Below are 12,152 nucleotides of genomic sequence, written 5' to 3'. Positions count from 1 at the left end.
TCCGTACGGGGGAAGTCGCCGGCCTCTCAGAGAGGGGGTTATCGGCCGGTTTCGGGCACCGGTTCGCGGCGCGTGGCGCGCAGCAGGTGGTAGCCGACGAGCAGCACGATCGTGCCGAGCGCGATGCCGCTGAGGGAGAACGTGCTGGTGATCGGGAACGCGACCGGGCCGATGGCGATGATGATGCCGGCGCCCACCGGGACCAGGTTGACCGGGTCGGACAGGTTCACCTTGTTCTCGATCCAGATGCGCGCGCCGAGCAGGCCGATCATGCCGTACAGGATGGTCGTGACGCCGCCGAGCACGCCGTCGGGGGTCGCGGCCACCAGCGCGCCGAACTTGGGGCACAGCCCGAACAGGATCGCGATGACCGCGGCGATGTAGTAGGCGGCCGTGGAGTAGACCTTGGTGGCCGCCATGACGCCGATGTTCTCGGCGTACGTGGTGGTGGCCGGGCCGCCGACCGAGGTGGCGACCACGGTGCCGACGCCGTCGGCCATGATGGCGCGGCCCATGTAGCCGTCGACGTCCGCGCCGGTCATCTCGCCGACGGCCTTGACGTGGCCGACGTTCTCGGCGATGAGCGCGATCACGACCGGCAGCACCAGCACGATCGCCGACACCTCGAAGACCGGCCCGTGCAGCGACGGCAGGCCGATCCAGTCGGCCTTGGCGACGCCCTGGAGGTCGACGCGGAAGTGCTCGGTCACCTTGCCGGTGGCGTCGGGGGCCAGGATCTTGCCGCCCACCATGTCCCAGACCCACGACAGCACGAACCCGAAGACCAGGCCGAGCAGCACGCCGATCCGGCCGAGGAAGCCCTTGAAGACCCCGATGAACACGAACGTGGCCGCCATGGTGAGCAGCGCCACCCACGGGTCCTTGGGCCAGTAGACGTCGGCCGCGACGTAGGCCATGCCGAAGCCGATCAGCATCACCACGCCGCCGGTGACGATCGGCGGAAAGACGCGGTGGATGATCCGCACGCCCAGCAGGTGGATGGCCAGGCCACAGGCGGCCAGCACGACGCCGACGGCCAGCAGCGCGCCGGTGACGGTCGCGTCGCCGCCCCCGGCCGCCCTGATCGCCACCACGGCCCCCACGAAGGACGCGCTCGACCCGACGTAGCTGGGGATCTTGCCCTTCACGATGAGCAGGAACAGGATCGTCGCGACGCCGGACATCATCACGGCCAGGTTCGCGTCGAGCCCCATGACCAGCGGGAACACGAACGTCGCGCCGAACATGGCGATGACGTGCTGGGCGCCGATGCCGACCATCCTGGGCCAGGAGAGCCGCTCGTCAGGCTTGACGACCTCTCCCGGCGTCAGACGCTTCCCGTCGCCGTGCAGCTTCCACCCGAACACCGCGAACCCACCTCAATCTTCCGCCTGACCAGCGGCGACGTCTTCCGAAGTATGTCGGAGAGCACAATAAGGGGTGTCGCGGCCATCCGGATACGGTGGGCCGTTATTGCACGTGGATCGTGAACCCGTCGCCGCTCACCACCTGGCCGGTACGGATCTTCGCCGTCTTGCGCAGCTCGACCTCGCCGTCGACCTGGACCAGGCCCTCGGCGATGAGGTGTTTGGCCATGCCGCCGGTCTCGGTGACCCCGCAGTACTTCAGCAGGTCGCACAGCGGGATGTACTCGGAACGCAGTTCGAAATCCAGATCCACGAGCCCCAAGCCTAGATGCCGCGCATGCGCAGCACGTGCAGGGCCAGGGTCAGGTTGAGCCGCAGGTGGGGGTCGTCGGTGAAGTTGCCGAGCAGGCGCTCCAGCTTCCCGATCCGGTAGCGCAGCGTGTTGTAGTGGAAGTGCAGCCGGCGGGCGGTCTCGGCGACGTTCAGGTTGGTCTCCAGCAGCACCTGCAGTGTGCGCCGCAGGTCGGCGTTCTCGGCGTCCTCGTCCCAGGCCAGCGGGCCCAGCGTCTCGCGGACGAACGCGTGCAGCTCGCCGGTGTCGTTCACCAGCGACAGCAGCCGGTAGACGCCGAGCTGGTCGAAGTGCGCGACCGCGCCCGGCCCGTGGAGCTGCCGGCCCACCCGGGCCGCCTTCATCGCCTGCGCGTACGCCTCCGGCAGCGTCCCGGCCCCCGGGCTCGGCCGCGAGGTGCCGGTCGAGAACGTCGCGGGCGGCAGGTCGGCGAACGCCGAGGCGGCGTCCTTGGCCACCCTGGCGGCGTCGAGCGAGGCGTCCACGACGGCGACGACCTCGTGCGAGAACCCGGCCACCGCGCCGCGCGGGTCGTGCCGCCGCACGGCCGCCGTCCAGCAGGACACCAGCCGGTCCTGGGCGCTGCGCTCGTCGCCGTCGGGGTCGAGCTCGGCCACCAGCACGATCACCGGCCGCGCCAGGTCCCAGCCGAACGCCCTGGCCCTGGCGTCGACCCGCTCGGGCGTGCCGGCCCGGCCGGTGAGCACGTCGCGCAGGAAGTCGGCCCGGTACTTGCTCTCGACCGCGTTGACCGCCTCCTGCCGGGTCACGACCAGCGCGGCGACGGTGGCGGCGCGTTCGAGGATGCCGATGTCGCTGTCCCTGATCGCGCCGGTGGCGCTGTAGGCGACGATCCGGCCGTGGTGGTGCCCGCCGGCCAGCACGGGGGCCGAGGCGAACGCCCTGCCGCGGCCGGGCGTGTCGGCGGCCCGCGCGGGCGGCGGCCCCTCGCGGGAGATCGACTCGCGCAGGGCGGCGACGTGCTCGGCCGCCCCGGCGGTGGCCAGGACCCGGCCGGAGCCGTCGACGGCGGCCACGGCCACGTCGAGGAGCTGGGCCACCTCGGCGGCGACCTCGTTCAGCCCGCCGCCGGCCAGCACCACGTGGACCAGCGCCCGGTGCGCCTCCTCGGCGCGGGCGAGCACGGCGGCCTGGCGGTTGAGGATGTCGGTGAGCACCTGGTTGAGGATGTCGTCGAAGCCGACGTCGTTGGGCAGCAGGATGAGCGGGAAGCCGAGCCGGTCGGCCTGCTCGGTCATCTCGGCGGGCAGCTCGTCCACGTACCGGCCGAGCTTGATCGCCAGGGCGGCCAGGCCGCGCTCGTCCAGGTCGGCGACCAGGCGGCCGAGCGACTGCGGCGTGTTGCGCAGCGGGTAGCCGGTGGTCAGCAGCAGCTCGTGCGGCTTGACCCAGGCCAGGATGTCGGGCACCTCCATCACGTTGAGCCGCTGCACGATGCGCCCGAGCCCGCTCTCCCCCGCGATCAGCCTGGCCTCGGCCAGCGTCGAGACGCCGAGCACCTCCCCGACCGAGACGCCATGGATGATCGTTCCGGTGCTGGCCAGACGCACGGGGGGCTCCATGTGGTGATTGTGACTCCACAGATGGTCTGTCAGGAAGAGCCAACCTTCCCGCTGACTGTTGGCAAATTTCTCCGTACGGAGGGTTCCGCGGCCGTTCTACGGTCAGGACCAGGGTCCGATGGGAGGTTCGGTGACCGTCAGTACTCATGCGCGGCGTGCGCGGGTCCGCGTGACGGGCGCGGCGAGCACCGCCGTGCGTCCCGTGCTGGAGGCCCCGCGCAGCCCGGCCCGGGTGCTCGCGGCGTTCTCCGCGGGGATATACCTGGAGGTCAGGACCGACTGCGAGCCTTCGGTGATCGCCCTCATCACCGGCGAGGCGGCCCGGCTGCCCAACTCGGTGCTGCTGGCCACGCCGCTGCCTCGGGTCACCGTGGGTGACGACGCCTCCGTGGGCGACCGCGGCATCGAGCTGGGCTCGCTGAGCCTCGGCGTGCGCCGCTGGTGGGACCCGGCTCCGGCGCTGGGCCCGGTCGACCCGCAGAGCCTGGCGGACGTCGTCCTGGACGGCCCCGGACGGCCCGGCCTGGCCGGGAACGACGCGGTCGAGCTGCTGGCGCGCAGCTGCGCGCAGGCCCGGCTGCTGGACGCGGTGACGGCGGCGGAACGGCTCGTGGGGCTCGGTCCAGGGCTCACGCCGAGCGGCGACGACGTGCTGGCCGGGCTGCTGGTGACGCTGAGGCACCTCGGCACGGCGACCGGCACGCGGCGGGCGGTCTGGCTGGCCGACTGGCTGGCGGCGACCGTCACCTACGACGCGCGCACCCGTACGACGCCGATCTCGGCGACGTTGCTGCACTGCGCGGCCAGGGGCGAGGCCAGCCCGGAGGTGACCGGTGTGCTGCGCGGCATCGCGGGCAGGCAGGCGCTCGAACCGGCGCTGCGGCGGTTGCACCGGCTCGGCCACACCTCGGGCGCCGACCTGGCCCAGGGCATCTCGATCGGGCTGGCCTCGGTCCGGGCGTTGAGCGGGCGCCCGTGAGCGACGACCTGATCCAGCTGAGAAAAGGGACGTACCACGACTCCGTCACGTTGATGCGAATAAGTCGGGCGCTGACCGAAATGCCGGGCGTGGAGGTGGCGATGGTGGCCATGGCCACCGAGCTCAACCTCGCCATCGTCCGCGACCTCGGCTTCGAGCCCCCGCCCGCGGGCCCCGGCGACCTGCTCATCGCCCTCCGCGGCGCCGACCCCGCACGGGCCGTCGAGGAGCTGGACGCCCGTCTGACCGCGCGAGCCACCACCTCCACCGGGGCCACGGCCGCCGAAGAGCAGCCGCCGCTCACCACCCGCTCGGCCGCCAGGACGCCGGCCGACCTGGTCCTGGTGTCCGTCCCCGGCGAGCACGCCTTCTGCGAGGCCTACGACGCGGTCGAGGCCGGGCTGCCGGTGATGATCTTCAGCGACGGCGTGCCCCTCGCCCAGGAGCGGTGGCTCAAGGAACTGGCCGAGGAGCGCGGCGTCCTGGTCATGGGGCCCGACTGCGGCACCGCCTCGATCGCGGGCGTCGGGCTCGGCTTCGCCAACGTGCTGCGCCCGGGGCCGGTCGGCCTGGTCGCCGCCTCCGGCACCGGCGCCCAGCAGGTGTCCTGCCTGCTCGACTGGGCCGAGGCCGGGATCAGCCACATCCTCGGCGTGGGCGGCAGGGACCTGTCGGCCGAGGTCGGCGGGCTGGCCACGATGCGCGCCCTGCGGCTGCTCGACGACGATCCGGCCACCGAGCTGATCGTGCTGGTCGGCAAGCCGCCCGACCCCGGCGTGGCGGAGGCCGTCCGGGAGGTGGCCGCCGGGCTGCGCACGCCGGTGGTGGAGGCGGTGCTGCCGGAGACCGACCTCACCGAGGCGGCCGGGCGGGCGCTGCGGGCGCTGGGCCGCAGCGTGCCCGGATGGCCGTCGTGGCCGGGTGCGCTGCGCGGGGAGCCGCGCAGCGTCAGGGGCCTGTACTCGGGCGGCACGCTCTGCGCGGAGGCCGCCGTGCTGGCCGGGCCCGGCGAGTTCACCGACTTCGGGGACGACGCCTACACCAGGGGCAGGGCGCATCCGATGATCGACCCGACGCTGCGCCTGGAGGCCCTGTCGCGCGTCCGGGCGGACGAGGTGGTGCTCATGGACGTCGTGCTCGGCCACGCCGCCGACCCCGACCCGGCGGCCTCGCTCGCGCCGGCCGTCGCCCGTACGCCGGCCACGGTCGTGGTGGCGCTGGTCGGCAGCGCGGGCGACCCCCAGGACCTGCACCGGCAGGCCGCGGCGCTGCGCGAGGCCGGGGCGGCCGTGTTCGTCTCCAACGCCGAGGCCGCCGGTCACGCCCGGAGCCTCCTGTGACCCCGCCCGCCATTCGCCCGTTCGCCGTTCGTCGTGTTGCCGGGAGGGTGTCGTGAGCCTGTTGTCCGGGCCGCCGCGGGTGATCACCGTCGGCGCGGGGCTGCTCGACGAGGCGCTGACGGCCCAGGCCGTGCCGACGACGCCGGTGGCCTGGCGGCCGCCGCTGCCCGGCACCGCCGACGCCCTGGCCAGGGTGCTGGCCGACCCGCGCAGGACGGCCGCCAACGAGCTGGCCGTGCGCAGGCTGACCGGCGCGCGGCCGTACCTGGTGGGACTGCGGCGGGCCGCCGAGGTGCTGCCCGCGAGGACGTTCCTGCACGCCGGGCCGCCGATCGAGTGGGACCGCGCCTCGGGCCCGATGCGCGGCGCGCTGATCGGCGCGATGTTGCTGGAGGGCCCGGCGGGCGACGAGCGGGAGGCCGAGGCCGGGCTGGCGGCGGGCGCGGTCGCGCTGCGGCCCTGCCACGAGCACGCCACGGTGGGGCCGATGGCGGGCGTGGTGAGCCCGTCGATGTGGCTGCTGGAGGTACGCGACGAGGAGCACGGCGGCACCGCCTACTGCTCGCTCAACGAGGGCCTGGGCAAGGTGCTCCGGTACGGCGCGTACGGCCCCGAGGTGCTCGACCGGCTGCGCTGGATGGAGGAGGTGCTCGGCCCGGTCCTCGCCGCGACGCTGGCCCGTACCGGCCCGATCGACCTGCGCTCGCTGATCGCGCAGGCCCTGCAGATGGGCGACGAGCTGCACAACCGCAACCGCGCGGCCACCTCGCTGCTGCTGCGCGAGCTGGCCCCGGCCCTCGTGGAGGCCGCGCCCGCGCAGGCGGCGCAGGTGCTGCGCTTCATCAACGGCAACGACCACTTCTTCCTCAACGCGGGCATGGCCGCGGGCAAGGTGAGCACGGACGCCGCCCGCGACATCCCCGGCTCCTCGCTGGTCGTGGCCATGGCCAGGAACGGCACCGACTTCGGCGTGCAGGTCTCCGGGCTCGGCGGACGCTGGTTCACCGGCCCGGCCGGGGTGCCCGACGGCCTCTACCTCGGCGCGTACGGCCCGCAGGACGCCAACCCCGACATCGGCGACTCCACGATCACCGAGACCTCCGGGCTGGGCGGCTTCGCGATGGCCGCCGCGCCCGCGATCGTGCGCTTCGTCGGCGGCGAGGTGGCCGACGCGGTACGGGCCACCCGCTCGATGTACGAGATCACGCTCGCCGAGCATCCCGCGTACCAGATTCCCGGGCTCGGATTCCGCGGCACGCCCGTCGGCATCGACGTGACGCTCGTCGCCAGGACGGGCATTCTGCCGGTCGTCAACACCGGCATCGCGGGACGCGTCGCGGGCACCGGCCAGGTCGGCGCGGGGCTGGTGGAGCCGCCCGCACAGGCGTTCACCAGCGCCTTGATCGCACTCGCCGCTGAGTAAGTGATCAGTTTGAAAAGCCGTATATCTGCACGTCAGAGCAGCTGTAAAGGGTCTTCGCCTTCCATTACTGATTTTCCGCCGATATCGTGGCGAACCTCATAATCTGCAAGTAGCGCATGGCGCACGGTGGCGCGTACGGCGATCCACCGCACGAAGTGGTCACGCTCTGATGTGACGGATGAGGCTGAATGGGGGCGGCAAGATGGCAGCCGACCGCTTGCTCGGCGGGCCCGGCCCGGACCAGGGTGCGCCGGGAGGTGACCCGCAGAGCCAGGGGCGACTGGTCGGCAGGCGTTACCGCTTGATGTCGCCGGTCGGCAGGGGCGGCATGGGCATGGTGTGGCACGCCCACGACGTGCTGCTCGACCGGGACGTCGCGGTCAAGGAGCTGATCCTGCCGTACGGGCTGGATCAGGCGGGCAAGCAGATGGCGCACCGGCGCATGCTGCGCGAGGCCAGGTCGGCTGCCCGGCTGACGCATCCGGGCATCGTCACCGTCCACGACGTCGTCGAGGAGGACGGCCGGCCGTGGATCGTGATGGAGCTGGTCCGCGCCTGGTCGCTGGAGCAGGCCGTGCGGCAGAGCGGCCCGCTGCCGGTGATCCAGGCCGCCGAGATCGGCATCCGCGTGCTCGACGCGCTCCGGCACGCGCACGCGGCCGGCATCCTGCACCGCGACATCAAGCCGGGCAACGTGCTGCTGACCTCGGACCGCGTGGTGCTGACCGACTTCGGCATCGCCGCCATCGAGGGCGACGTGACGATCACGCAGACCGGGCTGCTCATGGGCTCGCCCGCGTACGTGCCGCCGGAGCGGCTGTCCGGGCAGCCGATCGGGCAGGCGGCCGACCTGTGGTCCTTCGGCGCGACGCTGTACGCGGCCGTGGAGGGGCGGCCACCGTACGAGGGGCCGGACGCGATCGCGGTGCTGGGCGCGGTGCTCACCCAGGAGCCGATCAGGCCGCAGCGGGCCGGGGCGCTGCTGCCGGTGATCGAGGGACTGCTGCGCAAGAACCCGGCCGAGCGGCTCACCGCGGAGCAGGTCGCCGACCTGCTGGAAGCGGTGCTGCGCGCCCATGGCTCGGCCCGTCCACGCCCGCCCGAGACGCTGCCGGCCGAGTCCGACCCGACGCCGCTGGGGATGCTGCCGCCGCTGGAGCACCCGTCCGGGCCGATGCCCTCGCGCATCGTGGAGACCCCTTCGGGGCCGGTGCGGGTGCCGTACGACCCGCTGGCCGGCCCGGCGGGCGGGTACGCGGTGCCGCCCTACGACGGCCTGTCGAGCCCGTCGGGCAGCCATCGCACCGACCGGCTCCCGTCCCCGGCCGGCGGCTTCGACGCCTTCGGCGGCCCGTCCGGCCCGCACCGGATGGAACCGCCCGCCGAGGACCTCGACGACCTCGACGCGCCCGTCCCGCCCGCGCCGCAGCCGATCCTGCCGCTGACCACGGACAGCAGGGCGGCCGCCGTCCCGGCCCCGTGGCCGCTGGCCTCGGCCGACGAACTGCGCGAGCACTCGCGCGACCTGTCGCACGACATCAGCCACAGCCGCCTGGCGACCCTGCCCGGCTCCGGCGCCGGAGCACGCGCCGGCTCGTCGGGCACCGGCTCCACCCGGACCGGTTCCTCGCGCACCGGCTCCACCCGGACCGGCCCCACGCGCAACGGCCCCGCGCGCAGCGGTCCTTCGCGGGCGGGCACGAGCCGCCGCAGGGTCCAGGAGGGCGACGGCCCCTGGATGCGTGGCGGCAGGCCCACGCCGTTGCTGATCGCCGGCGCGGTCGCGGGCGTGGCCATGGTGATCGGCGCGATCGTGGTCATCCTGTCCGGCGGCTCGCCGCAGGTCTCGCCCGGCACGCAGTCGACGGCCGCCGCCAGCCAGGCGCCGCGGAAGTCCGGGCCGTCGCCGGTGCCCGACGGCTACAAGGAGCACACCCCGCCCGGCTTCGCGGCGGCGGTCCCGGACGGCTGGAAGCTGGCCGCCTCGGGGGACGCGGCCACCTTCACCGGCCCCAAGGACTCCGGCACCCGGATCGTCGTCGAGCAGGCCGCCCCACAGGCCGACGGGCTCGCCGAGCTGAGCCGGCGCGAGGCCGACGGCGGCGTGGAGGGCTACATCCAGGTGCAGCTCCAGGCCGTCGACTACCGCGACTGGAAGGCCGCCGACTGGGAGTACACCTACACCTCCAAGGACGGCGTCCCGATGCACGCCCTGACCCGGTACGTCACGCTCGACGACAAGACCGCCTTCACGATCGCGTTCGACATGCCCGAGCTGAAGTGGGACGACCAGGCCGGGGCCCGCAAGGTGTTCCTGGACACGTTCCGCCAGACCACCTGACCCATATTGCACTGATCATTCCAAAACGTGCTAGCGTGCTCGTCATGGCACGACCACGGATGTTCGAGGAGGACCGCGCCGTCGAGGCGGCCATGCGCGCGTTCTGGGACGCGGGCTACGAAGGCACCTCGACCCAGGACCTGTGCGAGGCCACCGGCCTGGGCCGCAGCAGCATCTACAACACCTTCGCGAGCAAGCGCGACCTCTACGAGCGGGCCCTGCGCCGCTACCAGGAGGAGCGCACGTCCGCGCTGATCGAGCTCATGGCCTCCGACGCGCCCGCCGTGGAGAAGATCAGGACCGTGCTGTGGCAGGCGGTCGACCCCGGGGCCGGCGACCCGGCCGGCTGCCTGGTGGTCAACGCCCTGGTGGAGCTGGCTCCGCACGACCCGGAGATCGCCGTCCTGCTGCGCCGCGACGGCGAGCGGCGGGTGGAGGCGATGCGGGGCGCGATCGAGCGCGGCCAGGCCCGCGGCGAGATCGGCGCGGACAAGGACGCCCTGGCCCTCGCGCACTTCGTCGTGGCCACGGTCAGCGGCCTGCGCGTCGCGGCCCGGGGCGGGGCGGGCCGGGCGGTGCTCGAATCCATCGCGACGACGGCGCTGACCGCTTTCTGACCCCCACCCACCTGTTTTTTCATGCCCGAGTTTTGTACTGAGCGTTCTAAAACAGAGGAGTTCTCATGCCGCTGGCGGTGTTCATCCTGGGGCTGGCGATCTTCGCCCAGGGCACCTCGGAGCTCATGCTGGCCGGACTGCTGCCGGAGATGGCCGCCGACCTCGGCGTGTCCGTCCCCGACGCGGGGCTGCTGATCTCGGCGTTCGCGATCGGGATGCTGGTGGGGGCGCCGGTGCTGGCCGTCGTGACGATGCGCTGGCCCCGCCGGACGGCACTGCTGACGTTCATGGCGGTCTTCGCGCTGACCCACGTGGCCGGAGCCCTGACCACCAGCTACGGCCTGCTGTTCGCCACCCGCGTGGCGGGCGCCTTCGTCTACGCCGGGTTCTGGGCGGTCGCGGCCTCCACGGCGGTCGGCCTGGTGCCGCCGAACGCCCGGGGCAGGGCGATGAGCATCGTGGCGGGCGGGCTGACCGTGGCCACCGTCGTCGGGCTGTCCCTGGGCACGGTCATCGGCCAGCACCTCGGCTGGCGCGCCGCGTTCTGGGCCGTGGCCGCGCTGTCGGCGCTGGCGGCCCTGGGCGTGCTGGCCACGATCCCCGGCGGCCGGCCGGAGCGGGAGTCCGCGCCGGGCGTGGCCGAGCAGCTCCGCTCGATGCTGAGCCCGCGCCTGTGGCTGGCCTTCGCCACCACCGCCCTGGCGACCGGCGGGCTGCTGGTCTCCTTCAGCTACCTGAGCGCGATGCTCGTCGACACGACCGGCCTGCGGGCCGCCTGGGTGCCCGCCGTCCTGGCGCTGTACGGGGTCGGCGCGGTGATCGGCATCACGATCGGCGGGCGCACCGCCGACACGCGCCCCTTCGCGACCCTGTACGCGGGCATCGCCGGGCTGGTCGTGACCTCGGTCCTGCTGGCCCTGGCCGCGCCGGTCGCGGTGCTGGCCGTGCCGCTGGTCCTGCTGCTCGGCGGGTTCGGCTTCGCCACCAACCCGACGCTGAACACCCGCGTCTTCGCCCTGGCCAAGGACGCCCCCACGATGGCCGCCGCGATGAACGTCTGCGCCTTCAACGTCGGCATCACCGTCGGGCCGTGGCTCGGCGGGCTGGCCATCGGGGCGGGTGCCGGATACCCGTCCGTCGGCTGGATCGGCGCCGTGCTCGGCGTGGCGGCCCTGGGCGTGGTGGCCCTGTCCGCCCGTCCGGGCCGGGAGCCGGTCGCCGCGGCCCACCGGGCCGAGGCCGTCCCGAGGCCGTGAGGTACGGTCCTGGCCATGGAACTGGCGAGCATCCACTTCTATCCCGTCAAGTCCACCGCGGGGCACGACGTCCATGAGGCCGAGGTGCAGCCGTGGGGGCTGGCCGGCGACCGGCGTTACCTGGTGACCGACGGCCAGGGCGGCCTGCTGACCGCCCGCGAGCACCCCATGCTGCTGGCCTGCGTGGCGCAGCTCGACGGCGACACCCTCACGCTGACCGGCCCGCACGCGCCCCCGCTGCGGGTCACCCCCACCATGCCCGCCGTCATGACCACCGTGGACGTCTGGCGCACGCCGGTCGAGCTCACCGACTGCGGCGACGACGCGGCGCGCTGGTTGTCGGACCTGATCGGCCGCCCGGCGCGGCTGGCCTGGCTCGACGACCCGACCCGCCGTCCCGTCAACCCCGAGTACGGCCTGCCCGGCGACCGGGTGAGCCTGGCCGACGGCTACCCCCTGCTGCTGACCACGACCGCCTCACTCGGCCGGCTCAACGACTGGATCGCCGAGACGGCGGCCGAGCGCGGCGAGGAGGTCCCCGCACCGCTGCCCATGCACCGCTTCCGGCCCAGCGTGGTGATCGACGGGGTGGAGCGGCCGTTCGCCGAGGACGACTGGAAGCGGCTGCGCATCGGCGCGGTCACCTTCCGGGTGACCAAGGGCTGCGACCGCTGCGTGCTGACCACGATCGACACCGCGACGTACACCAAGGGCAAGGAGCCCATCAGGACGCTGTCCCGCCACCGCAAGTGGGACGGCAAGGTCTGGTTCGGCATCAACCTGATCCCGGACGCCCCCGGCACGATCACCGTGGGGGATTCCGTCACCATCCTCTGAAAAAGGCACCTTTCCCAATAGAAATGGATGCCTGTCCTCTTTGGGTGGATGTCGGGG

The 12,152-nt window shown here is 73.3% G+C and carries 10 protein-coding genes; 7 read left to right on the top strand and 3 right to left on the bottom strand.

Annotation, left to right across the window (positions count from 1 at the left end):
- Nucleotides 1–38 precede the first annotated feature (38 nt).
- The 3 genes from ACNF49_RS19660 to ACNF49_RS19650 all read right to left on the bottom strand — a co-directional run bounded on the left by ACNF49_RS19660 (nt 39) and on the right by ACNF49_RS19650 (nt 3,302).
- Nucleotides 39–1,367, bottom strand: coding sequence for a uracil-xanthine permease family protein (locus ACNF49_RS19660; RefSeq protein ID WP_357964818.1), 1,329 nt, complete (start codon nt 1,365–1,367; stop codon nt 39–41).
- Nucleotides 1,368–1,470: 103 nt separating this feature from the next.
- Nucleotides 1,471–1,680, bottom strand: coding sequence for an RNA-binding S4 domain-containing protein (locus ACNF49_RS19655; RefSeq protein WP_352363868.1), 210 nt, complete (start codon nt 1,678–1,680; stop codon nt 1,471–1,473).
- Nucleotides 1,681–1,691: 11 nt separating this feature from the next.
- Nucleotides 1,692–3,302, bottom strand: coding sequence for a PucR family transcriptional regulator (locus ACNF49_RS19650; RefSeq protein ID WP_357964820.1), 1,611 nt, complete (start codon nt 3,300–3,302; stop codon nt 1,692–1,694).
- Nucleotides 3,303–3,432: 130 nt separating this feature from the next.
- Between ACNF49_RS19650 and ACNF49_RS19645 the strand changes: the two genes are divergently transcribed.
- The 7 genes from ACNF49_RS19645 (at nt 3,433) to ACNF49_RS19615 (ending at nt 12,095) form a co-directional block, all read left to right on the top strand.
- Nucleotides 3,433–4,281: an oxamate carbamoyltransferase subunit AllH family protein gene (locus ACNF49_RS19645; protein ID WP_482944611.1), complete on the top strand. Its 849-nt coding sequence runs from the start codon at nt 3,433–3,435 to the stop codon at nt 4,279–4,281.
- The gene (locus tag ACNF49_RS19640) at nt 4,278–5,621 is read left to right on the top strand and encodes an AllF/FdrA family protein (protein ID WP_482944610.1); all 1,344 of its coding nucleotides are present in this window, start codon (nt 4,278–4,280) and stop codon (nt 5,619–5,621) included. Before ACNF49_RS19645 ends, ACNF49_RS19640 begins: the two co-directional genes overlap by 4 nt.
- A 52-nt stretch (nt 5,622–5,673) precedes the next feature.
- Nucleotides 5,674–7,044 carry a YlbE family protein gene (locus tag ACNF49_RS19635; protein WP_482944609.1) on the top strand — a complete coding sequence of 457 codons (1,371 nt, stop codon included), beginning with the start codon at nt 5,674–5,676 and terminating at the stop codon, nt 7,042–7,044.
- Between the two features lie 202 nt (nt 7,045–7,246).
- Nucleotides 7,247–9,385 (top strand): serine/threonine-protein kinase, encoded by a 2,139-nt coding sequence (locus ACNF49_RS19630; protein WP_482944608.1) that lies wholly within the window; start codon nt 7,247–7,249, stop codon nt 9,383–9,385.
- Nucleotides 9,386–9,429: 44 nt separating this feature from the next.
- On the top strand, nt 9,430–10,002 hold the full coding sequence (locus ACNF49_RS19625; protein ID WP_482944607.1) for a TetR/AcrR family transcriptional regulator: 573 nt from the start codon (nt 9,430–9,432) through the stop codon (nt 10,000–10,002).
- Nucleotides 10,003–10,067: 65 nt separating this feature from the next.
- A complete protein-coding gene (locus tag ACNF49_RS19620; protein ID WP_482944606.1) occupies nt 10,068–11,258 on the top strand; it encodes a Cmx/CmrA family chloramphenicol efflux MFS transporter in 1,191 nt (396 codons plus the stop codon).
- A gap of 15 nt (nt 11,259–11,273) precedes the next feature.
- Nucleotides 11,274–12,095, top strand: coding sequence for an MOSC domain-containing protein (locus tag ACNF49_RS19615; RefSeq protein WP_482944605.1), 822 nt, complete (start codon nt 11,274–11,276; stop codon nt 12,093–12,095).
- The last annotated feature ends 57 nt before the right edge of the window (nt 12,096–12,152 follow it).

The sequence above is a fragment of the Actinomadura sp. ATCC 39365 genome, from assembly GCF_054392275.1.
The sequence above is the reverse complement of the archived record's forward strand: the minus strand, read 5'-3'. Positions and strand labels throughout refer to the sequence as shown.

Coding starts and splice junctions, on each gene's coding strand:
- ACNF49_RS19650 (WP_357964820.1), bottom strand. CDS start 3,302: ATGGAGCCCCCCGTGCGTCTGGCCAGCACCGGAACGATCATCCATGGC.
- ACNF49_RS19630 (WP_482944608.1), top strand. CDS start 7,247: ATGGCAGCCGACCGCTTGCTCGGCGGGCCCGGCCCGGACCAGGGTGCG.
- ACNF49_RS19625 (WP_482944607.1), top strand. CDS start 9,430: ATGGCACGACCACGGATGTTCGAGGAGGACCGCGCCGTCGAGGCGGCC.
- ACNF49_RS19620 (WP_482944606.1), top strand. CDS start 10,068: ATGCCGCTGGCGGTGTTCATCCTGGGGCTGGCGATCTTCGCCCAGGGC.
- ACNF49_RS19615 (WP_482944605.1), top strand. CDS start 11,274: ATGGAACTGGCGAGCATCCACTTCTATCCCGTCAAGTCCACCGCGGGG.